This is a genomic window from Luteibacter yeojuensis, assembly GCF_011742875.1.
Classification (GTDB): domain Bacteria; phylum Pseudomonadota; class Gammaproteobacteria; order Xanthomonadales; family Rhodanobacteraceae; genus Luteibacter; species Luteibacter yeojuensis.
Genome location: NZ_JAAQTL010000001.1, coordinates 2,125,285 through 2,149,399 on the forward strand (window position 1 = coordinate 2,125,285; position 24,115 = coordinate 2,149,399).

Annotated in this window: 23 protein-coding genes; 14 read left to right on the top strand and 9 right to left on the bottom strand. The window is 67.7% G+C overall.

Going from position 1 to position 24,115, the window contains the following annotated elements; all coding sequences use genetic code 11:
- Window positions 1-909 (top strand): DUF4097 family beta strand repeat-containing protein, encoded by a 909-nt coding sequence (locus HBF32_RS09725; protein ID WP_166699436.1) that lies wholly within the window; start codon window positions 1-3, stop codon window positions 907-909.
- A gap of 124 nt (window positions 910-1,033) precedes the next feature.
- Here the strand turns inward: HBF32_RS09725 and HBF32_RS09730 are convergent, their stop codons facing one another.
- The gene (locus tag HBF32_RS09730) at window positions 1,034-1,954 is read right to left on the bottom strand and encodes a hypothetical protein (protein ID WP_240147811.1); all 921 of its coding nucleotides are present in this window, start codon (window positions 1,952-1,954) and stop codon (window positions 1,034-1,036) included.
- A gap of 288 nt (window positions 1,955-2,242) precedes the next feature.
- On the opposite strand from HBF32_RS09730, the gene HBF32_RS09735 reads away from it, so the two are divergent.
- A complete protein-coding gene (locus HBF32_RS09735) occupies window positions 2,243-5,137 on the top strand; it encodes an EAL domain-containing protein (protein WP_166699438.1) in 2,895 nt (964 codons plus the stop codon).
- A 120-nt stretch (window positions 5,138-5,257) separates the two neighbouring features.
- Here the strand turns inward: HBF32_RS09735 and hslO are convergent, their stop codons facing one another.
- The gene (hslO, locus tag HBF32_RS09740; protein WP_338039756.1) at window positions 5,258-6,178 is read right to left on the bottom strand and encodes an Hsp33 family molecular chaperone HslO; all 921 of its coding nucleotides are present in this window, start codon (window positions 6,176-6,178) and stop codon (window positions 5,258-5,260) included.
- Between the two features lie 106 nt (window positions 6,179-6,284).
- Between hslO and mtgA the strand changes: the two genes are divergently transcribed.
- Genes mtgA through HBF32_RS09765 form a run of 5 tightly spaced genes read left to right on the top strand, consistent with a single transcriptional unit; the run spans window position 6,285 to window position 10,152 of the window.
- A complete protein-coding gene (mtgA, locus tag HBF32_RS09745; RefSeq protein WP_166699439.1) occupies window positions 6,285-7,025 on the top strand; it encodes a monofunctional biosynthetic peptidoglycan transglycosylase in 741 nt (246 codons plus the stop codon).
- 10 nt (window positions 7,026-7,035) lie between these two features.
- Entirely contained in the window at window positions 7,036-8,007 is a 972-nt protein-coding gene (locus HBF32_RS09750) for a glycosyltransferase family 2 protein (protein ID WP_166699440.1), read from the top strand.
- Between the two features lie 53 nt (window positions 8,008-8,060).
- The gene (locus HBF32_RS09755) at window positions 8,061-8,864 is read left to right on the top strand and encodes a formyltransferase family protein (protein WP_166699441.1); all 804 of its coding nucleotides are present in this window, start codon (window positions 8,061-8,063) and stop codon (window positions 8,862-8,864) included.
- Window positions 8,861-9,676 (top strand): polysaccharide deacetylase family protein, encoded by an 816-nt coding sequence (locus HBF32_RS09760; protein WP_166699442.1) that lies wholly within the window; start codon window positions 8,861-8,863, stop codon window positions 9,674-9,676. The genes HBF32_RS09755 and HBF32_RS09760 overlap by 4 nt, the downstream gene beginning before the upstream one ends.
- 47 nt (window positions 9,677-9,723) lie before the next feature.
- On the top strand, window positions 9,724-10,152 hold the full coding sequence (locus tag HBF32_RS09765; RefSeq protein ID WP_166699443.1) for a CBS domain-containing protein: 429 nt from the start codon (window positions 9,724-9,726) through the stop codon (window positions 10,150-10,152).
- Here the strand turns inward: HBF32_RS09765 and HBF32_RS09770 are convergent.
- Window positions 10,137-11,438, bottom strand: a complete 1,302-nt coding sequence (locus HBF32_RS09770; protein ID WP_338039757.1) for an NTP/NDP exchange transporter — start codon at window positions 11,436-11,438, stop codon at window positions 10,137-10,139. The genes HBF32_RS09765 and HBF32_RS09770 overlap by 16 nt on opposite strands.
- A gap of 159 nt (window positions 11,439-11,597) precedes the next feature.
- Here HBF32_RS09770 and HBF32_RS09775 point away from each other — a divergent pair, with 159 nt between their 5' ends.
- Complete coding sequence (locus tag HBF32_RS09775; protein WP_166699444.1) at window positions 11,598-12,941, top strand: serine hydrolase domain-containing protein; 1,344 nt, start codon at window positions 11,598-11,600, stop codon at window positions 12,939-12,941.
- A gap of 146 nt (window positions 12,942-13,087) precedes the next feature.
- On the opposite strand, the gene HBF32_RS09780 is transcribed toward HBF32_RS09775, so the two are convergent.
- Both HBF32_RS09780 and metJ read right to left on the bottom strand, forming a co-directional pair.
- A complete protein-coding gene (locus HBF32_RS09780) occupies window positions 13,088-14,110 on the bottom strand; it encodes an energy transducer TonB (protein ID WP_166699445.1) in 1,023 nt (340 codons plus the stop codon).
- Window positions 14,111-14,366: 256 nt separating this feature from the next.
- The gene (metJ, locus tag HBF32_RS19480) at window positions 14,367-14,951 is read right to left on the bottom strand and encodes a met regulon transcriptional regulator MetJ (RefSeq protein WP_166699446.1); all 585 of its coding nucleotides are present in this window, start codon (window positions 14,949-14,951) and stop codon (window positions 14,367-14,369) included.
- Window positions 14,952-15,077: 126 nt separating this feature from the next.
- On the opposite strand from metJ, the gene HBF32_RS09790 reads away from it, so the two are divergent.
- The gene (locus tag HBF32_RS09790) at window positions 15,078-15,389 is read left to right on the top strand and encodes a hypothetical protein (protein WP_166699447.1); all 312 of its coding nucleotides are present in this window, start codon (window positions 15,078-15,080) and stop codon (window positions 15,387-15,389) included.
- On the opposite strand, the gene gcvH is transcribed toward HBF32_RS09790, so the two are convergent.
- Window positions 15,383-15,778 carry a glycine cleavage system protein GcvH gene (gene gcvH, locus HBF32_RS09795; RefSeq protein WP_166699448.1) on the bottom strand — a complete coding sequence of 132 codons (396 nt, stop codon included), beginning with the start codon at window positions 15,776-15,778 and terminating at the stop codon, window positions 15,383-15,385. The two genes, HBF32_RS09790 and gcvH, sit on opposite strands and share 7 nt — an antisense overlap.
- A 282-nt stretch (window positions 15,779-16,060) precedes the next feature.
- On the opposite strand from gcvH, the gene HBF32_RS09800 reads away from it, so the two are divergent.
- Window positions 16,061-17,266: a DUF3103 family protein gene (locus tag HBF32_RS09800; RefSeq protein ID WP_166699449.1), complete on the top strand. Its 1,206-nt coding sequence runs from the start codon at window positions 16,061-16,063 to the stop codon at window positions 17,264-17,266.
- Window positions 17,267-17,324: 58 nt separating this feature from the next.
- Here the strand turns inward: HBF32_RS09800 and gcvT are convergent, their stop codons facing one another.
- Window positions 17,325-18,431 (bottom strand): glycine cleavage system aminomethyltransferase GcvT, encoded by a 1,107-nt coding sequence (gcvT, locus tag HBF32_RS09805; RefSeq protein ID WP_166699450.1) that lies wholly within the window; start codon window positions 18,429-18,431, stop codon window positions 17,325-17,327.
- A 118-nt stretch (window positions 18,432-18,549) separates the two neighbouring features.
- Between gcvT and HBF32_RS09810 the strand changes: the two genes are divergently transcribed.
- Genes HBF32_RS09810 through HBF32_RS09825 form a run of 4 tightly spaced genes read left to right on the top strand, consistent with a single transcriptional unit; the run spans window position 18,550 to window position 22,014 of the window.
- Window positions 18,550-19,692, top strand: coding sequence for an MlaE family ABC transporter permease (locus HBF32_RS09810; RefSeq protein ID WP_166699451.1), 1,143 nt, complete (start codon window positions 18,550-18,552; stop codon window positions 19,690-19,692).
- On the top strand, window positions 19,689-20,468 hold the full coding sequence (locus tag HBF32_RS09815; RefSeq protein ID WP_338039758.1) for an ABC transporter ATP-binding protein: 780 nt from the start codon (window positions 19,689-19,691) through the stop codon (window positions 20,466-20,468). Before HBF32_RS09810 ends, HBF32_RS09815 begins: the two co-directional genes overlap by 4 nt.
- A gap of 5 nt (window positions 20,469-20,473) precedes the next feature.
- Window positions 20,474-21,412 (top strand): MlaD family protein, encoded by a 939-nt coding sequence (locus HBF32_RS09820; RefSeq protein WP_166699452.1) that lies wholly within the window; start codon window positions 20,474-20,476, stop codon window positions 21,410-21,412.
- Window positions 21,409-22,014 (top strand): ABC-type transport auxiliary lipoprotein family protein, encoded by a 606-nt coding sequence (locus HBF32_RS09825; RefSeq protein ID WP_166699453.1) that lies wholly within the window; start codon window positions 21,409-21,411, stop codon window positions 22,012-22,014. The genes HBF32_RS09820 and HBF32_RS09825 overlap by 4 nt, the downstream gene beginning before the upstream one ends.
- Window positions 22,015-22,109: 95 nt before the next feature.
- Here the strand turns inward: HBF32_RS09825 and HBF32_RS09830 are convergent, their stop codons facing one another.
- A complete protein-coding gene (locus tag HBF32_RS09830; protein WP_338039759.1) occupies window positions 22,110-22,658 on the bottom strand; it encodes an alpha-ketoglutarate-dependent dioxygenase AlkB family protein in 549 nt (182 codons plus the stop codon).
- 38 nt (window positions 22,659-22,696) lie between these two features.
- Window positions 22,697-24,097, bottom strand: coding sequence for an amidase (locus tag HBF32_RS09835; RefSeq protein ID WP_166699454.1), 1,401 nt, complete (start codon window positions 24,095-24,097; stop codon window positions 22,697-22,699).
- Window positions 24,098-24,115 lie beyond the last annotated feature (18 nt).

Below are 24,115 nucleotides of genomic sequence, written 5' to 3' on the forward strand. Positions count from 1 at the left end.
ATGAAGACGCTCTATCTCACTCCCCTGCTGCTGGCGCTGTCGATCGGCGAGGCCTTCGCCTCCACGCCGATCAACCTGTCGAAAGACATCCGTCCCAACGCCCGGATAAGCATCCAGAACGTCAAGGGCGAAGTCACCGTCACCGCCTGGGACAAGAACCAGATCCAGGTCTCCGGCACCCTCGGCGACGGCGCCCGCCCGCTGGAACTCGAAGGCGACGAGCGCAATGTCGATATCCGCGTGGAAGGCGACGAGAAGAAGGGCCGCTGGTTCAGCTGGGGCAACGACTCGAGCATGCAGCCCACCATCCTGAACGTGCGCGTCCCCAAGAGCGTCGAGGTGGACATCAACGTGGTGAGCGCCCCCGTCAGCATCGACGGCCTCGACGGCGGACGGATCGACGTGGAATCGGTCAGCGGCCGCGTCCGCGCCAACCTGCGCTCGCCGAACGTGAGCATGCAGACGGTCAGCGGCACTATCGACCTTGCCGGCCATGTCGGCCGCGCCGACCTGCAGACCGTCTCCGGCGACATCACCGCCCCCGGCGTGGGCGACAAGGTCGATGCGCAGACCGTGTCCGGCCGGATGACGATCGGCGGCGGTCCGTGGAAGGAAGCGAACTTCAGCACGGTCTCGGGCGATACCCAGGTCAACGGCGGCATCGTCGACGGCGGCAAGATCGACGTCGACTCGATGAGCGGCGACGTGCAGATCCAGCTGCCCGCCAGCACCTCCGCACGCCTCGAAGCATCCACCTTCAGCGGCGACCTGCGCAGCGACTGGGGCAACGCTTCGAGTGGCGAGGACGGCCCGGGCAAGGAACTGAAAACGACGATCGGCGGCGGCGAAGGCAACATCCACGTCGAATCGTTCAGCGGGGATGTGCGGGTCCGCAACATGAGCCGCTGAGGCCAACTAAATTGTGGGAGCCGCAGTAACCCTGTAGGAGCCGCTATAGCGGCGAGAGGAATTTACCTCGCCGCTTCATCACTCCATGGGCTTCTCGCCGCTATAGCGGCTCCTACAAGGTAGGTCAGAGGTCCTGGTGATATTGCACATAGGGCGTACGCGACTGGTCCGGCTCGGGAAGCGCGGGACTGCTCGGCGCGTTGCCGGAAGACCATACGTTCTGCGCGCCGACCGACAGTTCGCCGCGCCAGGGCAGGCGCCAGGTGACGCCGAGGTCGATCGCGCTCCACCGGCGGTCGGGATTCAGCCCGTTCACCGTGGTGGCTTCGGGCTGCATCGTGCGGCCCGTGATCGAACCGGACAGCGGACCGCGGTCGACGCCGAAGCTCAACGCCTTCTGGTCGACCGAGCCGATGCCGAGAAGGTTGCCTGGAAGGAGACGGATACGGCCGATGCTGGCACCGAGGTCGATGCCGCTGCGCGCGCCCAGGTCGACGCGGCCATGGGCGTTGAGTTCGGTGCTGGACGACAATGCGCCGATCGGCAGGCCGGACGCGGTAGCCAGGCCTGGCAGCACGCGCGGCAAGGCGGCACCCGTACCGGACGGGCGGCTGGAACCGACGCCGACGCCCACGCTGTAGCCGGTGCCGCGGAACGTTGCGCCCACTTCGCTGCCGACGATACGCGGCGGCGCACCCGGCGAACTGCAACGGTCGCTCTTGATCGCCGAGGCCCCGCACGATTCCACCGAATTGATCCAGCCCTGGCCGCTGACGCTGGCATGGGCCTGGACACGCGGACCCAGGTCGTACTGGAGACCGCTGGAAAGGAAGGGACCGGCCCCGACCGGGTTGAGCGCCAACGGGCGGGCCTGGTCGGCACGGTCGTCGGCCTGGAGGCCGAGCGTGCGGCCGTCCCGGACCTGGCTGGCGCTATCCTTCTGGCCGCCCACATCCGCGTAGGCGCCCAGGAAGGGCGACGACGACGCGTCCGAATCCACCGGCACGACCTGTCCCACCGCGGTCAGCGGCAAGAAAAGAAGCATGGTGAGTAAGGATCTGCGCATGGATAGTCTGTCGGCAGCGGCTGATATTCCCCGAGGCCCCGCCCTCAGCCTGCATCGGGGACGGCCAGGAGTGTATCCCATTTTACTTTTTACTAACACCCCTGGGAGGGCCTCTTCAGGAATCCAAACAGCTGCCGTTGACCACCGTTAAGGGGCGACACGCCGTTTAGGCGCAGAGGTCCTGAGACCGGGCGTTCCGCGCCCCATCGCGCGGCCGCGACAACGCATATAGACTCAGCCAAAACACGACCGGAACCTCGTCAGGCGATGACCTTCGCTCCATCCCAAAGCCCGACTCTGCAGGCGCCCGGTCACGGCGAGGTAGAGCCGTTGCAGGATGCGCTCGAACGGCTGCTCCGTGCCGCGGACGCCGAGTCGGTGCGCATCGAATGCGAGGCCTTCGTCCATTGCCTGCTCGCCGACGCGCAGGTGACGTGGCGCGCGGATGCCGAAGCGACCCCGGCGCGACCCGGCCTGCTCGAACTGGCGGTGGATCCGCAGAACGAACGCTGCCTCGAAGTCGCCGTGTCCGACGCCGATCTCGCCACCTGCGCCGACATGCTCTCGTGGCTCGGCCGCCTGGCCTCCGCGCGGCTGCGCCAGCTCGCCGAGACCGCAAACCTTTACGAAGCCATCTCGCGCCTCGCCCTCGCCGAGCGGCTCCAGCGCGCGCTCTACGCCATCGCCGAACAGGCGGGCGCCGAGCACAACATGAAGGACATGATGAGCGCGCTCCACGGCATCGTGGGCAGCCTCATGTATGCCGAGAACTTCTTCATCGTCCTTTACGACGCGCAGAACCGCACGGTGCGCTTCCCGTATTTCGTGGATACCGAGGACCAGGACATCCCGGACCCGGAAGGCATCCGCGCCATCGAGGCGATCGAGAACACCCTGACCTGGCACGTGCTGCAGAGCGGACGCTCGATGATGGGCGCCAGCAGCGAGCTGGAAAAGAACCTCCCGGGCCCGCGCGTGAATATCGGCCCGCCCAGCGACGACTGGCTCGGCGTGCCGATGAAGCGCGGAGAAGACGTGGTGGGCGCGCTGGTGGTGCAGAGCTACCGCGACGACACGCGCTACACCGAGAACGACCGCGACCTGCTCACCTACGTGGCCCAGCACGTGCAGACGGCGCTGGAACGGCGCCAGGCGCACGAGGAACTGGAACGCCGCGTCACCACGCGCACGGCCGCGCTGCGCGAGGCCAACCGCGTGCTGCGCCAGCAGGTGCTGCAGCGCCAGCGCGGCGAACGCCTGCAGGCCGCCCTCTTCCGCATCGCGGAACTCGCCAACACCTCCGACAGCATCGAGAACTTCTACGCGGCGGTGCATCGCGTGATCGGCGGGCTCCTGTACGCGCGCAACTTCTACATCGCGCTGCTCTCCGAGGACCAGAACAAGCTCACCTTCCCGTATTCGGTGGACGAACTGGACGGCGTGCGCGAACCGCGCGAACTCGGCCGCGGCCTCACCGAATACGTGCTGCGCAACGGCAAGGCGCTGCTCGCCGACCGCGACGAGATCGACCGGCTCAACCGCGACCAGGTGCTTTCCACCAGCGGCGCGCGATCGCTGCACTGGCTGGGCGTACCCCTGATCTGGAACGAGAAGTCGATGGGCGTGCTCGCCGTGCAGAGCTACACGCCCGAACACACCTACAGCGCGCGCGACCAGGAACTGCTGACCTTCGTCAGCTACCACATCGCCAACGCGCTGCAGCGCAAGTACACCACCGAGTCGCTGAAGCAGGCCTACGCCAGCCTGGAGCGACGCGTCACCGAGCGTACGCGCGCGCTGGCCCTCGCCAACCGCGACCTGCGCGAGCAGATCGCCGAACGCGAACGCGTGGAACGCCGGCTCAAGTACGAGACCCTGCACGACTCGCTCACCGGTCTGCCGAACCGCACCCTGTTGCTGCAACGGCTGGAGCAGGCGCTGAACCACTACCGCGAGAACCCCGGCGAACTGTTCGCCGTGCTGTTCATCGACCTGGACCGCTTCAAGGTCATCAACGATTCCGTCGGCCACCTGGTGGGCGACGACCTGCTGTTCCAGGTAGGCGGCCGTATCCGCGCCTGCCTGAAGACGCGCGACGTAGTGGCCCGCCTGGGCGGCGACGAGTTCGCGGTGCTGGTCGAGGGCATCGTCGATCCGCACGCGGCCACCCATATCGCCGAGCGCATCATCGCCCAGCTGCAGACACCGTTCCGCCTGGGCGCGAAGGAAATCTTCACCTCCGCATCGATCGGTATCGCGCTGCCCACCCAGGACTACACACGGCCCGAGGAACTGCTGCGCGATGCGGACTCGGCCATGTACCGGGCGAAGGACGAGGGCCGCCACCGGGCCGCCGTGTTCGACGACCGCCTGCGCCGCGAGGCGCTGTCGCTGCTGGAACTGGAAGGCGACCTGCGCCGCGCGCTCACGCGCAACGAGTTCGTGCCGTTCTACCAGCCCATCGTCGAGCTGGAGAACGGACGCGTCGTGGGCTACGAGGCGCTGCTCCGCTGGCGCCATCCCGAGCGCGGGCTGCTGCCGCCGGGCGACTTCCTCGCCGTGGCCGAGGACACCGGCTGCTCGGAGGCGATCGACTGGCAGATCTTCGAACAGGTGACACGCCAGGCGCGCGCGCTCGTGGGTGACGACGGCTTCATCAGCATCAACGTCTCGGGCAGCCATTTCCGCTCGCCGGACCTCGACCAGCGCCTCCTCGACCTCCTGGCGGAGCACAAGGTGCCCGCGCGCTCGATCCGCGTGGAGGTGACGGAGCGGGCGCTGCTGGAGAATCCGGCGCAGGTCAAACGCATCCTCGAGAACCTGCGCGGGCACGGCGTGGGCATCGCGCTGGACGACTTCGGCACGGGCTATTCGTCGCTGAGCTATCTGCACCAGTACCCGATCGAGACGCTGAAGATCGACCGCTCGTTCGTGATCGAACTGCCGGCCGAGGACAGCGAGGCGCACAGCACCGCCGTGGTCCGCGCCATCCAGGCCCTGGCCGATTCGCTGCGCATGCAGGTGATCGCCGAGGGCATCGAGACCGAATCGCAGATGCGGGCACTTCGCCGCATCGGCTGCCGCTTCGGCCAGGGCTTCCTCTTCGCGCAGCCGGCTCCGGCCAGCAAGTGGCTTGGCTCGCCGTTGTCGCTGGACGCCTAGTCGCCGCGGAACCGCCGGATTTCTGCAGGAGCCGCTATAGCGGCGAGGAAACCTCCCTCATCCGCTTCATGGCTTCGTAGGCTTCTCGCCGCTATAGCGGCCCCTACAGGCAAGGGCGTCTTACTGCAGGGTGGAGGGCGCCGGCGGCGTCTCGACCTGGGTCAGCAGGCGCTCCGCGTCCACGCGGTCGAAGGTGTAGCGCATCGCGCAGAATTCGCAGATGACCTCGATCTCGCCCTCGCGATCGTTCAGCGTGGCCTCCACTTCCTTGCGGCCCAGCGCGCGCAGCATGCCTTCCACCCGCTCCTGCGAGCATGTGCACCCGAAAGCGAGCGGCTTCGGCTCGTAGAGCCGCACCGTCTCCTCGTGATAGAGGCGATAGAGGAGTTCCTCGGGGCGCGTGGAGAGCATCTCGCTGGCGCTCAGCGTCGCGGTGAGATGGCCGACGCGGGTCCAGGCATCGTCATCGTCCTCGGCGGCGCTGTGTCCGCCCTCGCCCGGCACCGGCTGGAGCATCAGCCCCACCGCGTGCTCGCCGTCCGCGGCGAGCAGGATGCGCGCGGGCAACTGCTCGGAGCGCTCGAAGTAGTTCTCCAGCGCCTGTCCGATCGACGCGGTGTCGTCGAGCTGCACCACGCCCTGGTAACGGCCGCGCTCCGCATGGCCGATGGTGATGGCGAGCATCGCGTCCGGCAGGCTCGCGAGTTCCACGCGCGGCGGCAGCGCCTGCGCGTCGTAGCGGGCAAGGCCGCGAAGGCGTCCCTTGTCCGTGCACTCGGTGAACAGCAGGCGCAACGCTCCCTGGCTCTTGAACTCGAGGGACAGCGCGCCTTCGAACTTGATATTGCCCGTGAGCAGCGCGCTCGCGGCCACGGCCTGTCCCAGCGTGTCGCGCAGGGTGGCCGGATAGTCGGCGCGCGAGGCGATCTCGTGCCAGCTGGCGCCGAGGCGCACCAGCACGCCGCGCACACCCGCTTTCTCGAGCATGAAGCGGTGCAGCACGTCTTCGGACGCAAGGGTTTCGACGATCGAATCAATCACGGCGGTCTCCTGGTGATCCGACGGAAGATGGGGACGCCCACGGGCACCGACAAGCCTGCCGCCGTCCTGGCCCTTATACTGCGCCTTCCTTCGTCATCGCGCCGCCATGACTCCGACGCTCCGCTCGCCGCTACGCCGGATCGCCCGCCTGCTGGGCTTGCTGCTGCTCGCGTGGCTGGCGCTCTCCTGCCTTGTCGTGATCGCGCTGCGCTTCGTACCGCCCTGGACCAGCGCGACGATGATGGAGCGCCGCATGGAAGCGCTCGTGAGCGGTGAGCGCGGCTTCGCCTTCCATCACCGCTGGGTGCCATGGGAGCGCATCTCGCCACAGGTGGGCATCGCGATGATCGCGGGCGAGGATCAGAAATTCCCATACCACCACGGGTTCGACATCGATGCGATCCAGGACGCCATCGACGCGGCCGACGAAGGCAAGCGCCTGCGCGGGGCGAGCACGATCAGCCAGCAGGTGGCCAAGAACCTCTTCCTCTGGAACGGGCGCAGCTTCGTCCGCAAGGGCCTGGAAGCCTGGTTCACCGTCTTGATCGAGACGTTCTGGACGAAGCGGCGCATCCTCGAGGTCTACATGAACATCGTGGAGCTGGGCGATGGCGTCTACGGCGTAGGCGCGGCCAGCGAGGTCTTCTTCCACACCACGCCCGACCGCCTCGACATCGGCCAGGCCGCGCGTCTCGCGGCCGTGCTGCCCAATCCGCGCCGCTTCCGCGTCGACGCGCCCAGCCCCTACGTGCAGCGCCGCGCCGCCTGGATCGCCCGGCAGGCCGCGCAACTCGGCGGCCCTTCCTACCTCTTCCGTCCGGCGCCCGTCGCCGGCCGCATTCGCTGAGCCTTTGCCCATGTCGTTCTCCCTCGCCATCGTCGTCCCCGCGTATAACGAGGCCCAGGTGATCGGCAGCTTCCACGCCCGCCTTGGCGCGGTGCTCGACGGCATCGACGCATCGGCGCGAGTCGTCTACATCGACGACGGCAGCAGCGACGACACCTGGCCGATGCTCGGCGCGATCGCGGCGCAGGACGCGCGGGTGGAGGCACTGCGCCTCTCGCGCAATTTCGGGAAGGAGGCGGCCATGACCGCCGGACTGGACGCGGTCGATGCGGACGCGGTCGTCGTCATCGACGCGGACCTGCAGGACCCGCCCGAGCTCATCCCGGAACTCATTGCGCGCTGGCTCGACGGCCATGACGTGGTCTATGCGACGCGTGCCGAGCGCGCCGGCGAAACGCGGACGAAGAAAATCACCTCCGCGGCCTTCTATCGCCTCATGGAACGGCTGTCGGATACGCCGCTGCCGCGCGACACCGGCGACTTCCGGCTACTTTCCCGCCGCGCCGTGGAAGCCCTGCGCGGACTGCGCGAACGACAGCGCTTCATGAAGGGACTGTTCGCCTGGATCGGCTACCGCCAGACGGCCGTGACCTACTATCGCGACGCCCGCTACGCCGGAACCACGAAATGGAATTACTGGCGGCTGACCAATCTCGCGGTGGAAGGCATCACGTCGTTCTCGACCGCGCCGTTGCGCGCGGCCACCTGGCTCGGCGTTTCCGCCGCGGCCCTGGCCTTCCTCTATGGCGTCTGGGTCCTGCTCAAGGCCCTCGTCTGGGGCGACCCGGTGCGCGGCTATCCCACCCTGATGGTGGTGATCCTCTTCCTCGGGGGCGCGCAGCTGCTGGCGCTCGGCGTCATCGGCGAATACGTGGGACGGACCTACGCCGAATCCAAGCGCCGCCCGCTGTACTACATCGAATCGCGCCACGGCGGCCTATTGCGTTCGGCTGATCGCGCCCCTCCCCGTACCCCGGATTAAACTACGGTCGACGCGCGGTGGGGGCCGCCAGCCTGACCGGGGAACAGCGATCCATGCGCACCGTCCTGATGTGCCACGCGGAAGACGCTTTCGACCGCCGGGGTCTCGCCGCGTGGCTGGCCTCGTTCTCGGACCTCGCCGGCATCGTGCTGATCGAGGAAACCGGCACACAGAAGCGCGCGCGCGTCCGCCGCGAGTTCCGCCGCGTTGGCCCGTTGCGCTTCCTGGACGTGCTCGCGATGCGCCTGTACTACACGCTCCGGCTCGCGGCCGCCGACCGCGCCTGGCTGGACGAAAGCCTGGCGACTCTCCGCACCCGTTTCGGCGAAGCACCCGGTGTGCCCGAGCTTCGCGTGTCCAGCGCGAACGCCCCCGAGGTCGCCGCGTTCCTGAAAGACCGCGCGCCCGATGTGATGATCGCCCGGAGCAAGCAGCTCCTGACGCGCCGGATCTACCGCATACCGCGACACGGCAGCCTGGTCATGCACCCCGGCATCTGCCCGGAGTACCGGAATGCCCACGGCTGTTTCTGGGCCCTGGCGGAGCGGGACCTCGACCGCGTGGGGCTCACCCTGCTGCGCATCGACGCCGGCGTCGACACGGGGCCGATCTATGGCTATTTCACGTACCCCTTCGACGAGGCGCGCGAATCGCATGTGCGGGTGCAATACCGCATGGTCCTCGAAAACCTCGACGCGCTGGCTCAGCGTATCCGGGAGGTCGCCGGCGGGCGCGCCCGGCCCGTGGATCTGACCGGACGGCGCAGCGGCGCGTGGGGCCAGCCCTGGCTCACTCGCTACCTCCGCTGGAAACGATCCGTCGCGGCGGCGCGGCCCGCCGCGGAGCCGGCGCCATGAGCCTGGCCACGCTCATGTACCACGACGTGGTGTCCGGCGGCCGCTGGGACGAGAGCGGCTTTGCCGGCAGCGCGGCGGCCCATTACAAGCTCGATGCCGCGAACTTCCACGCTCACCTGGACGCCCTGCTCGCGGCCGGCGTGGCATTCGCCGAACCCGACGCCGTGGCGGCGGGAGGCCGCGAAGGCTGCCTGCTGACCTTCGACGACGGCGGCGCGAGCGCTTCCGCCGTCGGCAAGATCATGTCGCGGAGGGGTGTCCGCGGCTGTTTCTTCATCACTACGAGCCGCATCGGCACGCCCGGATTCGTCGGCGCGCGGGACCTGCTCGAGCTGCGCCGGGACGGCCACCTGATAGGCAGCCACTCGCACACGCATCCCGCGAACATCGCCCGACTCGACGCCCGTGCGCTGCACGAGGAGTGGCGGCGCAGCGTCGACATCCTCGAGCAGCTGCTCGGCGAGCCGGTGCACGCCGCCTCGGTCCCCGGCGGCTTCATGTCCCCCTCGGTGCGGAGCGCCGCCGAGGCCGCGGGCATACGCACCCTGTTCACCTCGGAACCCACCACGCGCGCATGGCACACCGGCTCGTGCGCGATCCTGGGACGGTACGCGCTGCTCCGCGAATCGGCGCCGGGGACGGCGGTGGCGCTCGCCGCCGGGGGCGGTGCCCGGCTGCGGCAGTGGGCGGCGTGGAACGTCAAGAAACCGCTCAAGCGCTGGGCCGGCCCGGTTTACCGCTTCACCCGCGCGCAATGGTTGCACGGTCGCCTTTCATCTCATCGTGACCCCACCGCCGCGCCGCGAGAGTAGACTGATCCCACCGCGGCGGCGGGCCGCGCCCATCCCGGGAGTCGAGCATGCAGCAGGTCAAGCATCTCCTTGCAGCCAAGGGCAGTGCCGTCTATGCGGTCGCACCCGACGCGGCGGTCTACGAGGCCCTCGAGCAGATGGCCGAGAAGAACGTCGGCGCCCTGGCCGTGATCCGCGGCGACCAACTGGTCGGCATCATTTCCGAGCGCGATTACGCCCGCAAGGTGATCCTCAAGGATCGCACGTCGCGGGACACGCCGGTTGCGGAGATCATGACGGACAGCGTCGTCACGATCGCGCCCGATGCCACTGTGGACGAATGCATGCGGCTGTGCACCGACAACCGCCTGCGCCACCTGCCCGTGCTCGATGGCGGGCGTGTCGTCGGCATCGTCTCGATCGGCGACCTCGTGAAAGCGACGATCTCCGAGCAGAAGGAAACGATCAGCCAGCTCGAGAGCTACATCGTCGGCTGATCGTCGCCCGCGGCATCCTTCGATTCCGGCGCAAGATCCGGCGACGTGGCGGCGCGCCTCGCCACCTCGATGGCGAGGGCCGCGAGCCCCGCGCAGATCAGGCCGATGCCGGCAATGCCCACACCGACGGCACGCAGGCCCTGCAGGCCACCGGTGACCAGCAGGTCGCCGAAACGCCATACCGCCGTCTCGATGAAGTTCTTGCCCTTGTAGCGCGCCTCGCGCGGCATACGCGTGTACAGCGCGTCGACGGCGGGCTTGGACATACCGAAGGTCAGGCCGCGCGTGGCCACCTGCACGATGGCGATCAGGGGCACCGCGACGCCGAACAGCACCGCATCGCCGGGTCCGTGCGCCGCCAGCCAGACCAGCAGCGCGAGGTTCACCACCGACGGAAGCACCAGCGCCCACAGGGTGCCGAGGCCGCGCATCAGGAGCGGCGTCAAGGTCAGCTGCAGGAACGCCCCGAGGCCGTTGATCCACAGGTCGAGGTTGGCATAGAAGGCGGTGCGCGCGGCGTTGTCCACGAAATGGGTCTTCGTGTAATCGGCCATCAGTGCATACGCCATGGTAGCGATGCCGTCGCTCAGCAGCATCAGCAGGGTCATGTAGCGCAGGAACGGCTGCGCGAATGCCGCCTTCGCGCCCTCGACGATCGAACCGCCCAAGGGAGCGGCGCCACCGCCATCCCTTGCGTCCTCCTGCGTGAACAACGCCAGCAGAGCGCCGAGCGCCAGCAACAGGGCGATCGCCGACACCACGAGCATCGCCGGCACGCCGAGACGCACGACGAGCAACCGGGTGAGCAACGGGCCGACCAGCGCGCCCGCCATGCCGCCGAAGGCGATGAAGGGGAACACGAGCCGGGCCTGCGCGCTGCGGTACACGTCCGCCATGAAGCTCCAGAAGAGCGACACCACGAACAGGTTGAAGACGCTCACCCAGACGAAGAACACCCGCCCGAGGGCGACCGCCCCGATCCGGTCCTGCGCCACGAAGGCCGGCACGAACGCGACCAGGCAGACGACGAAGGAAAGGTAGCTGCCCGTGAGCACCTTCCTGCGCGGGAAGCGCGCCACCAACCAACCGAACACCGGGGTCAGCGCCAGCATCACCACGAAGACGATGGCGTAGAACATCGGCAGCGACGACGATCCGGCGGCGCCGACGAGCTGGTCGCGCACGGGCCGCAGGACGTAATAGGAGGTCAATATCAGGAAAAAGGAGATGACGGACAGCGCGAGGGTCGTTCCCCGGCTGCGGGCAGCGTTCGATCGCAGGTTCACGATGGCCGGATGTCCGGTGGGGGCGGCGTGCGAAGCCTAGCATGGCGTCGCATTCCGTTCAGGGTCGTCAAGACGCCTCCGTTGTCGCGAGGCGGGAAGTAAAAGACAATGCCTGAAACCGGGGGGTTTCCGGTGCATCCCAATCCGTGGCGTCTGCTCATGTCGTTTCGTTCCACGTCCCTGCTTGTCTGCTCGCTCGCGTGCGCCATCGCCGCTGCCCCGGCGCTCGCCGTCGCCCCACAGAACAATCCACAGAAACCGCCCGTCGTCCACGTCGATCCGAGCGCGGCCAGGCTGCCCGCCGCACGGGTGAAGGAAACCGTCGAGAACTACAAGCGCTGGCTCGACGCCATCGAGGCGCGCGATGCCGCGCCGGCCGTCGTCACCGCCATCGTCGTCGACGACAAGGTCGTGTACGAGCGCGCCATCGGCTACGCCAACGCGAAGACGAAGGAGCCCGCGACGCCGGAGACGGTGTTCCGCCTGGCCTCCCTGTCGAAGGCGTTCGCCACCGGCGTCACCGCCGTGCTCGTGCGCGCCGGGTTCCTCAGCTGGGACACCAGGCTGATCGACACCATTCCCTACTTCAAGCTCAAGGACATGCAGGCGGCCCAGCAGGCCACCGTGCGCGACATCCTGGGTCAGCGCCTCGGCCTGCCGCGCAACACGTACGACGCCCTGCTCGAAGCCGACGCCCCGTACGAAGAGCTGGTGCGCAAACTCGACGAAGTCGACATGTCGTGCAAGGTCGGCGCCTGCTACGGCTACCAGAACGTCGCCTTCAGCATGATCGGCGACGTGATCTTCGCCGAGACCGGCGACTATTTCTTCCGCCAGGTGGAGCGTCGCATCTTCACGCCGCTGGGCATGACCACCGCGAGCTACGGCCGCGACGCCCTCGAGTCGAGCAAGAGCTGGGCGCGGCCGCACCGCGGCAGTCCGCACCACTGGATTCCCTACGAGCCCAACGACAGCTACTACCGCGTTGCCCCCGCGGCCGGCGTGAACGCGAGCCTGCGCGACATGGAACAGTGGTTGATGGCGCAGATGGGCGGACGCCCCGACGTGCTGCCCACGCCCCTGCTCGACGTGCTGCACGCGCCGGAGGTGGCGACACCCTCGGAGGAACGCTCGCAGCCGTGGCGGCGCGCGCGCCTCACCGATGCGCATTACGCGCTGGGCTGGCGCGTGTTCAAGTACGCCAACGAAGACCTGATCTACCACGCCGGCGCGGTGTCGGGTTACCGCACCATGATCGGGTTCTTCCCCAAGTACCACGCCGGCGTGGTGACGATGTGGAACGCCGCCGGGCCCATGCCCGCCGGGCTGATGCCGATGGTGTTCGACAGCCTCCTGGGCCTGCCGCATGTCGACTGGGCGGGGGTGGACGGGTCGGCGCGCTCCGCGCCGGTGGCGAAGGCGAAGTCCGCTCCCATGAAGAAGGCCAAGGGCAAGGCGGCGACCCAGAAGAAGACCGCCTCGAAGAAAACGAAGAAACCCTGACCGGCCTCACCTCTGGGAGCCGCTTCAGCGGCGATGGGTGCCCGCGGAAGATTGCCCGCTGCCGCGGGATCGCCGGCATAGCCGGCTCCCACAGTGCCTCGCGCAGCACTGGAAAAGAAACGGCCCCTTGCGGGGCCGTTGTCGTCTTACCTGCCGAGGTTGAACTGCAACCGTCGCCGCAGGGTCACCGCCATGGGTTCGCCGTTGCGCGTGGCCGGCTTGTATTCCCAACGGCTGACGGCGTCGATCGCGGAGCGGTCGAAGACATGCTTGGGCTGCGAATCGACCACCGTCACGTTCCCCACCGTGCCGTCGGTGCCCACGGTGAGTTCCACGTCCACCCAGCCTTCCTGGTTCGCGCGCATCGCCGCGGTCGGATAGCGAGGGCTGACCTGGCGGATGAGCACCGCGTCGCTGATCGCATCGGCCTGCGGAGCCGCCTGCCGGGCCGCGGGCGCCGCGGGACGTTCGGCTGCCGCGGCCGGCTGCTGGGCAGCGCCTGCAGGCGCCGCCTGTTCCTTCGCCGCCTGCAGGCGCTGCGCCTCGGCAGCCTGCTCTGCCTGCTGCTTCGCTGCCGCCGCCGCGTTCTGCTGTGCGAGCTGCTGGGCCTTCTGCGCGTCCAGCGCCTGCTGCTGTTCGCGATCCAGGGTCTTGCGCTGCGCGTCGAGCTTCGAGCGCAGGATGGTCAGCGTGTAGTTTTCCGGATCCGCCTTGGCGAGCAGGTCGATCTCGCGCTGTGCCTCGGTGAACTCACGCTGGTTGATCGTCTGCTCCGTGGCGGCCGCGCCATAGGAGAACGTCTCGCGAAGGGCGTCGGCGGCCACCTGGTTGCCCGGCTGCTTCTGCAACACCTTCATGTAGAACTCGAAGGCGTTGTTGCCGGCCGGCGCGACCAGGCGCTGGTCGTTCATCGCGGTGCGCGCCTCGGCCAGCAGCTGGTCGACGCTGAGGGCATCGACGTTGGCCGGCGGGGCCTCGCGCGACGCGGTGGCCTTCTGCGCCGATGGGGTTCCGGGTGTCATCCCGGCGGCCGCGTCGCGGTAAGGCTTGAAGATCAGGAACCACGCCGCGATGGCGAGAGCCACCACGATGACGACGACGGCGAGGGTCACGGGATTGACGGCGCCACGCTCAAGGCAGCGCGAAGAAAGGCGATGACGGTTATCCATGGCGGTTCGGAACGGACTCCGCTGGCGCGCGCCCCCAGATGGCTTGACGCGGAAGACCCCCCGTCCCCCGCAGCGCGATGTGGCGACAAGGTAACCGTAATGGCCGCGTGAATCCAGTTCGCCGCCCTAGGAGCTTTTCCCGCCCCCGAAACGAACGACCCCGGCAAGGCCGGGGTCAAGTCTTCGAAGTGACTCCCCGCGCTGGGCACCGCGGGGAGCTAATTCGCAAAACGTACTTTCTTATTGGAGGTGACGCTTACTTGGCCTTGGCGGCCTTGGTCGCGCGAACCACCTTGGCGGCGGCGACCTTCTTCGAAGCAGCCTTGCGCGGCGAAGCCTTGCGCGCGGTCTTCTTGGCGGGGGCCTTACGGACGGCCTTCTTCACCGCCTTCTTGGCGGCGACCTTACGGGTGGAAGCCTTGCGGACGCTCTTCTTCGCGGCAGCCTTCTTCGCCGGCGACTTGCGGGTAGCGGCCTTGCGGGTAGCGACCTTGCGGGTCGATGCCTTCTTGGCCGGCGACTTGCGGGCGGCCGTCTTCTTCACGGTCGACTTCTTGGACGCCTTGCGGGCGGATTTCTTGGCAGTGGATTTCTTGGCAGTGGCCATGGTTCGTCTCAGCTCCTCATCAGTTGGCAGTGGTTGCCCAGTAAAAGCGTGGAGGAACGCTTCGACCAGCAGGTCGCTGTTCGTAGCGTGCCTCAAATTGTTCACCTGGCGGCGAGTACGTTCATCGGAAAGCAGGCGGAGCACATGCAGCGGAATCGAGACTGTGATCTTGCGAACCGACCCTGCTTTGGAACCATGCTCCACATACGGCCTGATGAATTTTCCTGTTTCCATTCCGGGTTCCCCGTCAATTGACGCAAAAGCTATTCCTGAACATTTCCGCTGTCAATAAATTTTGGCACTAAATTGAAGACCTTGCGGACAGCGAGCGACGGATTCGACGGACCTCGGGAGGGATGTTTGAACGCATTCGCGACCAAGCCCGCACCGTTTCCGGTGTCGCGACAAAATACAGGCGACCGTCGAATGGGTTCAGTAAACATCATAAATAAAGGCATTTTTCGTTCCCGAAAAAAAACGAACGCGACGCGCGCCGACGCGCGCCGCCACATCTCGATCGCAGGCCGGGAGGCACCGAAGGAGGTCGATCCGGGGATGAACGAAGTTCGACTGAGGGGCAAAAAAAATTTCCCTCCCCACCCCCTCCGGGCAAAAAAAATGCCGGTCGAGGACGACCGGCATCGGTTGAAGCTTGCCGAAGGGGATCAGTGATCTTCGTTTTCGACGACCTCGGCGTACCCGTCGGGCGAGAGCAGATTCTCGAGTTCGGTCTTGTCGGAGATCTTCAGCTTGAAGATCCAGCCGTCGCCATAAGCGTCCTCGTTGATCGTTTCCGGTTTGTCGTTGAGCTGTTCGTTCACCGCGATCACCTCGCCCGAAACCGGCGCATAGATATCCGAGGCAGCCTTCACGGACTCGACGACGGCGGTGCCGTTGCCGGCCTGCACCGAGCTGCCCACTTCCGGCAGTTCGACGTAGACCAGGTCGCCCAGCGACGACTGCGCGTGATCGGAGATGCCGACGGTGGCGGTGCCGTCGTCCTCGACGCGGACCCACTCGTGGGACTTAGCAAATTTCAGATCGCCGGGGATGTTGCTCATGGGTCGGGCCTCGTTGTCTCGGTACGGGATGCAAGGATGGACCGATTGTACCGGTAAGCGCGCCATGGAGAAGCCTCCGTGGCGAATGGGCGGACGGCGGCCCACCTGGTTCGCCGGCCAGGCATCGTGCGATTTCCCCACACGAACATGCGCATGCGCCTGCTGCGCGTCTCGGGCGCTGCTTCTAACTTGATGACGCGGCTTCGGTTCGATCCCGCATCCAGGGCAAGCCTTCCCCCCTAGAGACCTGCCCGGTACCCACACCCCATCAAGGAACATCACATGAAACGGATCCTCACGATCACACTGATCGGCGCCGCCCTGGCGGCCGCCTTCGCCTCCCCGCTGATGGCCGCGGACGTCGCCTCGGTCGCCGAAGCCCGTCGGGAGATCGCGCGAAACGTCGCCTCCCTCGTCAACGACCCGGGCTTCGACAAGGCACTGCGCGGGCAGCTGAGCAAGAACAAGGCCATGCTCAACGACGTACTGGTCGAGTACACCTCGGGCAACGCGAAGGCCAGGCAGGATGTCAGCGACACGCTCCACGACCTCGACAGGCAGGCCATCCACCTGCGTGGCCTCGACGGTGCCCTCGACGCGCTGGTCGACCTGCGCGTGTCGGGCCCGGGCGACCGGCCGCCGGCAAGCATCCGCCAAACCTGGACCGGCACGTTCGTGAAGAACGAGGCGACCGGTCAGAAGGATCTCGTGGCCTACGATCCATCCGGCACCGAGCATCGTTACCCGGCCGACGCGGCACCCGACGTGCCGATGCTCCTCGTGGAGTCGAAGAACAACGCGGCGACGGGTGCGGGCGTGCGGGTCATGAACGATGCCATGCGCCGCGAAGGCTTCCAGTCGGGCACACGGCGGGCGACGGCCAAAGGCGCGGACGGCCAGGAGGACCTCACGATCCTCACGGACATCTACCTCACCGACGACCGCGAGCCGATCACGGCGCTCGACGCCGATATCTTCGCCGTCGTCTCCGGCGTGGGCCCCGAGGGCAAGGCCGAGATCGTCAGCGTCGACCTGCCCTGGCTGGACCACGACAAGCGTTGGTACAACCCGCGCCAGGACCTGATCACCTGGCGGAACTTCGGTGCCAACTATGTCAACGTCCAGCTCTTCGAGGACGATGGCGACACCAACTTCAAGGAGATGGTCACCACCGTCGTCGGCGCGGTCGGGGATCTGTCGCTGCTCGTCGCGCCGACGGCACCGCCCGCGCTCATCGTTGCCGGAGTCACCAAGATCGCGAACGAGATCATCAAGGTCCTGCCCGGAAAATGGTTCGAGAACTCGGCGGACTACATCGACTCCTTCTACGTGATCGAACGCGGCAGCCACTTCACCCGCGAGAACCCCCTGGTCGGTGCGCGTGGCTGGGCGCAGATCGGCATCAGGCCCTACGTCGCCGCAGGCGGCTCCTTCAAGACGTTCGTGGACAAGACCGAAACCGGGAAGGTCGCCGCGAAGAATCCCTGACGCAAAAAGGAGGGGGCGGCCCGAGCCGCCCCTTTTCACGCCGAATGAAATGTCTTCGTCAGTCGACGATGCCCGGCATCGGCTCGCCGTCGCGGACGAAGGGGAACTTCACCACGCGCACCGGCACTTCGCGGCCACGGATGTCCACGCGAACCTCGCCCAGTTCTCCGGCGGGCACGCGCGCGAAAGCGATCGATTTACCCAGCGTGGGCGCGAAGCCGCCGGACAGGATCTCGCCGTCGCCGGCGGCCGTGATCACCTTCTGGCCATGGCGCAGCACGCCCTTGTCGTCCATCACCAGGCCGACCATGGACCGCGGTACACCCGACGCCTTCTGCTTCTCGAGCGCCGCGCGCCCGATGAAATCGCGCCCCTCGTCGAGGGAGATCGTCCAGGCGAGCGCGGCTTCCCATGGGGTGACCGTCTCGTCCATGTCCTGGCCATAGAGGTTCATGCCGGCCTCGAGGCGCAGCGTGTCGCGCGCGCCCAGCCCAGCCGGCGCCACGCCCGCGGCGTGGAGCAGGTTCCACAGTTCCACCACGCGGGCGTTGGGCACCACCACCTCGAAACCGTCTTCGCCGGTATAGCCGGTACGGGCCAGGAACAGCGGCATGCCGTTCGGGCCTTCGACCTCGATGGCGGCGAACTTGCCCAGCTTGCGCGCCTTCTCGCGTACGTCCTCGGGAAGCAGGCCGATCAGCTTCTCGCGTGCGTTGGGGCCCTGCACGGCGATCATGCCGAACTCCGGGCGCTCGCGGACGGCGACGCCGAAGGCGGCGGCCTGCTTTGCGATCCAGGCCAGGTCCTTCGCCCGCGTGGCGGCGTTCACGACCAGCCGGAAGAAGTCCTCGCGGAGGAAGTAGACGATGAGGTCGTCGACCACACCGCCGTTCTCGTCGAGCATGCAGGTGTAGAGGGCCTTGCCCGGCTTCACGAGCTTGTCGACGTTGTTGGCGACCAGCTTGCGGAGGAACTCCCGCGTGCGCGCGCCGTCGAGGTCCACCACGGTCATGTGCGACACGTCGAACATGCCGGCGTCCTTGCGAACGGCGTGGTGCTCCTCGATCTGCGAACCGTAGGCGATCGGCATGTCCCAGCCCCCGAAATCGACCATGCGGGCACCCAGCTCGCGGTGGGTGGCGTTGAGTTCGGTCTTGTCGGTCATCGGCGTACCTTGCTTGGGGTGGGCGGCGGGAACAGCCTCCCATTATCGGGCCGCGGGGCCCGGAAGGCCAACGTGGGCCAAGACAAGGCGGCACCGAGTCCTGCTAGCCTTCCCCTCCATGGCGACGGCTTCCCTCCCCGGCTCGGCAACCTTGACCCGCGACGCGGCCGGCGCACGGCTGGCGCTGGCCGGCGACTGGACGCTGCCCCATTACCCGGCGCTGCAGCGGCGGGCTCTCGAACTGGCCGGCTCGATCGACGCCGCCGTCGCGATCGACATCGAGCGGCTCGGGGCGATGGACACCTCGGGCGCCTTCGTCATCGCCGAGCTGCTGGGAAGTTCGCGCACCCAGGCCCTTGCCCAGGACGAAGCGTTGCCGCCGGCCCGGCGGGCCCTCCTGAAAACGGTGGGCGACGCGATCGATACCTACTGCACCGGCGTGAAGCGTCCCCGGGACGCCGGGTTCGTCGTCCTGCTCGAGCGTATCGGCAAGGCCATGGCATCGTTCTGGAAACAGACGGCGAAGCTCCTGGCCTTCATCGGCATCACCCTGCAGGGATTCATGACGACGGCCTGGCGGCCCAACCGCTGGCGGGTGACCTCGCTGGTGTCGCACATCGAGCAGACCGGCCTCGACGCCGTGCCGATCCTCGCGCTGCTCTCCTTCATGGTCGGCTGCGTGGTGGCCTTCCTCGGTTCCACCGCGCTGGCGAGCTACGGTGCCAGCCTGTTCACGGTGGACCTGATCGGCTTCGCCTTCCTTCGCGAGTTCGGCGTGCTGCTCACCGCCATCCTCCTGGCCGGACGCACGGCCAGCGCCTTCACGGCACAGATCGGCTCGATGAAGTCGCGCGAGGAAATCGACGCCATCCGCACGCTGGGCCTGGACCCGGTGGAACTGCTGGTGCTGCCCCGCGTGCTCGCCCTGCTGATCGCCCTGCCCCTGCTCACCTTCCTGGCGATGATCGCCGGCATCGTCGGCGGGGCGGTGGTCTGCATGGCGGTGCTCAAGATGTCGCCGTCGATGTTCCTCGCGATGTTCCAGGCCGACATGTCGCTTACCCAGTTCCTCGTCGGCATGGCGAAGGCGCCGGTGTTCGCTTTCATGATCGCGGTGATCGGCTGCATGGAGGGCTTCAAGGTCTCGGGCAGCGCGCAATCCGTGGGCGAGCACACCACCTCGGCGGTGGTGCAGTCGATCTTCGTGGTGATCCTGCTCGACGCGCTCGCCGCCCTCTTCTATATGGAGATGGGCTGGTGACCGAACGCGAGACCGTCATCGAAGTGCGCGGCCTGGTCAACCGTTTCGGCACCCAGACCGTCCACGACAACCTGGACCTCGACGTCTACCGCGGCGAGATCATCGGCATCGTCGGCGGCTCGGGCACCGGCAAGTCGGTGCTGCTGCGGACCATCGTCGGGCTGGTGCGGCCCCTCGCGGGCGAGGTGCGCGTGTTCGGGGAGAATCTGCTTTCCCTGCCCGCCGAACGCCGCTCCCGGGTGGAGCGCCGTTTCGGCGTGCTCTTCCAGAGCGGCGCGCTGTTCTCCTCGCTGACGGTGGCCGAGAACGTGGCCTTGCCGCTGGTGGAGCACGCCGGCCTGCCCCGCATGGACGCGCAACGGCTGGCAGGCGTGAAACTGGCGCTGGCGGGCCTGCCGGTGGATGCCGGCCGCAAGCCGCCTTCGCAGCTGTCCGGCGGCATGATCAAGCGCGCGGCGCTGGCCCGCGCGCTCGCACTGGACCCGGAAATCCTGTTCCTCGACGAGCCCACCGCCGGCCTTGATCCGATCAGCGCCGCCGCGTTCGACAGCCTCATCGTCACCCTGCGCAACGCGCTGGGCCTCACCGTGTTCCTCGTGACCCACGACCTCGACACCTTGTACTCCACCTGCGATCGCGTCGCCGTCCTCTCGCAGCATCGCGTGCTCGCCGCCGCGCCCATCGACGAGGTGGCGCGTACGGACGATCCGTGGGTGCAGGCTTATTTCAACGGACCGCGCGGCCGCGCGGCCACCCTCGCCGCCCACCGAGGCTGAAGACCATGGAAACGCGCGCCCATCACATCCTCATAGGACTGTTCACCGTCCTCGTCGTGCTCTTTGGCCTCGGCTTCGGCGTGTGGCTCGCCAAGGCGCATTCCGACCAGGAATGGAACTACTACGACGTGGTGTTCAACGAGGCCGTCACCGGCCTCTCCCGCGGCGGCGCGGTGCAGTACAACGGCATCCGCCTCGGCGACGTGATGCAACTGCGCCTGGACCCCGAAGACCCGCGGCGCGTGCTCGCCCGCATCCGTGTGGAGGGAGACACGCCGCTGCGCAAGGACACCCACGCCAAGCTCGCGCTCACCGGCGTGACGGGCGTGGCCATCATCCAGCTCTCCGGCGGCTCGCCCGGCAGCGCGCTACTCGTCGGCCGCGACGGGGAGGTGCCGGTGATCGTCGCCGACCCGTCCCCCCTCTCGCGCATCCTGTCCAACGGCGAGGACCTCATCACCAACATCAACCAGGCCGCGGCAAGGGCCAGCCAGCTGTTGTCGAAAGAGAACGTGCACGCCATCGAACGCACGCTCGACCACCTGGAGAAGACCACCGGCGTGATCGCCGACGAGCGCGAGGATATCCGTTCGCTGATCAAGGAGCTGGCCACGACCACGCGGCAGGCGAACGAAACCCTCGCCGAGAGCCGCGCGCTCGTGCACAACGCGAACGGCCTCGTCGAGGGCCAGGGCAAGGCCACGCTCGAAAGCGCGCAGCGGGCCATGGCCTCGCTGGAACATTCCATGGCGACGATCGACCGCCTGCTGAACGACAACAACGATGCGATCAGCGGCGGCGCCGCCAGCCTCGGGCAGCTCGGACCGGCCCTGCACGAACTGCGCGACACGCTCGGTTCCCTGCGCTCGATCACCCGCCGGCTCGACGAGAATCCCAGCGGCTACCTGTTCGGCCGAGAAAACACCAAGGAGTTCACCCCATGAGCCGCGCCCGCCTCGCCGCCCCGCTCTTCCTCGCGCTGCTGTCGGCATGCTCCATCCTGCCGAAGGCGGAGACGCCGCGCATTTATACGTTGCCCGCGGCACCGGGCGCGCGCCCCAGGGCGGCGGCTCCCGTGAACTGGGCCTTGCGTGTGGCCGCACCGAACGCGCCGCGCGCCCTGGAGAACTCGCGTATCGCCGTGGTGCCGGAGGCGAACACCATCACGGTCTACGCCGGCGCCCGCTGGGCCGACACGATGCCGAAGTTGTTTCGAGACCGGCTGGCCGACGGCTTCCGCGACAGCGGACGCGTGTCCGCGCTCAGCACCGACGACAGCGACCTCGCGGCAGATTACGAACTGGGCGGCAAGCTCGGCGCCTTCCAGACCGAATACGTCGCAGGCAAGCCGGAGGTGGTCGTTCGCTACGACGCCGTCCTCGCCGATACGCACAAGCACCGCATCGTCGGCAGCCGCCGCTTCGAGGTGCACGAGGCCGTGGATGGCAAGGAAGTGCCGCAGGTGGTGGAGGCGTTCGGACGGGCGATGGACAAGGTGACAACCGAGGTCGTGGGGTGGACGGTGCAGACCGCTCCCGCGCGTTGATCTGCGAAGTGCAGGAGCCGCTACAGCGGCGAAGGCAATCTTGCGACACCGTCGCGAGGTTTCCTCGCCGCTGTAGCGGCTCCTGCAGGATGCGATCAGACCGTGATCCTCCGGAAGGTCAGGTTGATGCGTGGCCCGCTTACGCGCTTCCTCGCCGGCAGTTCGTGCTTGTAAAGACGCTGTGTCGCGCCGGCCATGCGCAGCAGGCTGCCGTGCCCCAGCTCGACTGCCACCGGCTCTCCTCCCGCTTTCGCGCGGAACCGGAACGTGCGTTCCGCACCGAGGCTCAAGGAAGCTATCAGCGGCTCCGGCCCCAGCTCCGCCTCGTCGTCGCTATGCCAGCCCATGCGATCGGTACCGTCGCGATAGAGGTTCGCGAGTACGCTGTTGAACGCGACGCCACAGGCGTCGGCCACGCGATCGCGCAGCGCCAGCAGTACGGTCGTCCATGGATGCGGCACGAAGCGCGTGCCCGAATAGCGATACGCCGCGTCCTCGTCGCCTATCCATGCACTGAGCCGGGGCGAATCCACCAGGCGGCCGAACATCCGGATGCGATGGACTTCCCACGGCAAGCCATCGCGCAGATCCGCCAGCAGGCGGTCGGCTTCCCCGCGCTCCAGCCAGTGCGGCGCGAAGGTCACGTCCGCACCGGGAAGGTCGATCCGGGACCAGTCGCCGCTCAGACGGGCTCCACCGGATAGGCGGGTTCGGCGTCGAGCGACGACGCACAGACGCCGGCGAGTTCGAGAAGGCGCAGGTCCGACCCGCGGGCGCCGACCAGCTGCAAGCCGATGGGCATGCCGTTGGGCAGCGTTCCCATCGGGATGCTGACGGCCGGGCAACCGGCAAGGCTGGCGAAGCCGCATAGATCCGCCTGCGACGACGGCACCGGGCCATCCAGGGGGAACGCGCCCTGCGGCGTCGTCGGGAGGACCAGCACGTCCACCTGTGCGAAGAGGCGACGCATCTTCAAGGTGGCCGCATCGAGGACCAGATCGGCGGCGGCGTAATCGGCCGCCGATTTCCTGCTCGCGAAATCGACCATGTGGCGGAATCCGGGGGAAACCGGATACGCCTCGTCGGCAAGTTCGGCGGCGAACGTGTTGAGCATCTCCGCTTCCATCAGCAGCAGGCCGGCGCGGCGGGTCCGGGCGAAGTCCCAATCGGAAAAATCGACCGTGCGGCGCTCGCCCAATTCACCCTTCAGCTTCGACAGGGCGTCCTCGAATACGTCGATGACGTCCTTCTCCACGCCCACCGCCGCCAGGTCGGGCAGGAAGCCGGCACGGAGATTGCCGGGCTCCCAGTCCGGTGGCGAGAAGGCAACGCGGCGGCGGCGCGAACGCGCGTCGTCCGCGTCGTAGCCGGCTAGCGTCTGCAGCAGGACGGTGAGATCGTCCACGCCGCGCGCCAGCAATCCCACCGCGTCGAGGCGCCGCGCCGCGGGGACGAGCCCGCGGGCCGAGATCTCGCCGTGCGTGGGTTTCAGCGCATAGACGCCGCAATAGCTCGCCGGCACGCGTACCGAGCCCAGCGTATCCGAACCGATGGCAGCCACGGCGAGGCCGGCGGCGACGGCCGCCGCCGCGCCACCCGACGAACCGCCCGCGGTGTAACCGAGGCGGTGCGGATTGTGCGTTGCGCCATGGAACGGATTGTTCGTGGCGAGGCCGAGCGCGCCTTCGTCCATGTTCGTCTTGCCCAGCAACACGGCACCCGAGGCACGCAGCCGGGCGACGACGTGGGCGTCCTGTTCAGGAACGATCGTGCGCCGACGCATGCCGGCGCGCGTGGGTACGCCGGCCACGTCGAAATTGTCCTTGATGGCCAGCGGCATGCCATCCAGGCGGCCGATCACGCCATCGCGGCGCCTGCGGTCCGCGGCCAGCGCCTGCTCCTGGATCAGCGAGACGCTGAAATCCACATAGGCGTTGAGCCGCGGGTTGAGGCGCTCCATGGCGCCCTGGTACACGTCCGAAAGGGACTGGGGCTGGACCCGTCCTATGGCAAGCCAGTGCAGGATCTGCAGCAGGGTGGCGCGGCGCATGTCGACATCGGCGACCGGCGGCATTGTGTTCATGAACTCTCCTTGCGCTTG

What these genes read in the sequence shown, in the direction of transcription:
- HBF32_RS09725 (WP_166699436.1), top strand. Translation starts at nt 1, where the DNA reads ATGAAGACGCTCTATCTCACTCCCCTGCTGCTGGCGCTGTCGATCGGC.
- HBF32_RS09730 (WP_240147811.1), bottom strand. Translation starts at nt 1,954, where the DNA reads ATGCTTCTTTTCTTGCCGCTGACCGCGGTGGGACAGGTCGTGCCGGTG.
- HBF32_RS09735 (WP_166699438.1), top strand. Translation starts at nt 2,243, where the DNA reads ATGACCTTCGCTCCATCCCAAAGCCCGACTCTGCAGGCGCCCGGTCAC.
- mtgA (WP_166699439.1), top strand. Translation starts at nt 6,285, where the DNA reads ATGACTCCGACGCTCCGCTCGCCGCTACGCCGGATCGCCCGCCTGCTG.
- HBF32_RS09750 (WP_166699440.1), top strand. Translation starts at nt 7,036, where the DNA reads ATGTCGTTCTCCCTCGCCATCGTCGTCCCCGCGTATAACGAGGCCCAG.
- HBF32_RS09755 (WP_166699441.1), top strand. Translation starts at nt 8,061, where the DNA reads ATGCGCACCGTCCTGATGTGCCACGCGGAAGACGCTTTCGACCGCCGG.
- HBF32_RS09760 (WP_166699442.1), top strand. Translation starts at nt 8,861, where the DNA reads ATGAGCCTGGCCACGCTCATGTACCACGACGTGGTGTCCGGCGGCCGC.
- HBF32_RS09765 (WP_166699443.1), top strand. Translation starts at nt 9,724, where the DNA reads ATGCAGCAGGTCAAGCATCTCCTTGCAGCCAAGGGCAGTGCCGTCTAT.
- HBF32_RS09775 (WP_166699444.1), top strand. Translation starts at nt 11,598, where the DNA reads ATGTCGTTTCGTTCCACGTCCCTGCTTGTCTGCTCGCTCGCGTGCGCC.
- HBF32_RS09780 (WP_166699445.1), bottom strand. Translation starts at nt 14,110, where the DNA reads ATGGATAACCGTCATCGCCTTTCTTCGCGCTGCCTTGAGCGTGGCGCC.
- metJ (WP_166699446.1), bottom strand. Translation starts at nt 14,951, where the DNA reads ATGGAAACAGGAAAATTCATCAGGCCGTATGTGGAGCATGGTTCCAAA.
- gcvH (WP_166699448.1), bottom strand. Translation starts at nt 15,778, where the DNA reads ATGAGCAACATCCCCGGCGATCTGAAATTTGCTAAGTCCCACGAGTGG.
- HBF32_RS09800 (WP_166699449.1), top strand. Translation starts at nt 16,061, where the DNA reads ATGAAACGGATCCTCACGATCACACTGATCGGCGCCGCCCTGGCGGCC.
- gcvT (WP_166699450.1), bottom strand. Translation starts at nt 18,431, where the DNA reads ATGACCGACAAGACCGAACTCAACGCCACCCACCGCGAGCTGGGTGCC.
- HBF32_RS09810 (WP_166699451.1), top strand. Translation starts at nt 18,550, where the DNA reads ATGGCGACGGCTTCCCTCCCCGGCTCGGCAACCTTGACCCGCGACGCG.
- HBF32_RS09820 (WP_166699452.1), top strand. Translation starts at nt 20,474, where the DNA reads ATGGAAACGCGCGCCCATCACATCCTCATAGGACTGTTCACCGTCCTC.
- HBF32_RS09825 (WP_166699453.1), top strand. Translation starts at nt 21,409, where the DNA reads ATGAGCCGCGCCCGCCTCGCCGCCCCGCTCTTCCTCGCGCTGCTGTCG.
- HBF32_RS09835 (WP_166699454.1), bottom strand. Translation starts at nt 24,097, where the DNA reads ATGAACACAATGCCGCCGGTCGCCGATGTCGACATGCGCCGCGCCACC.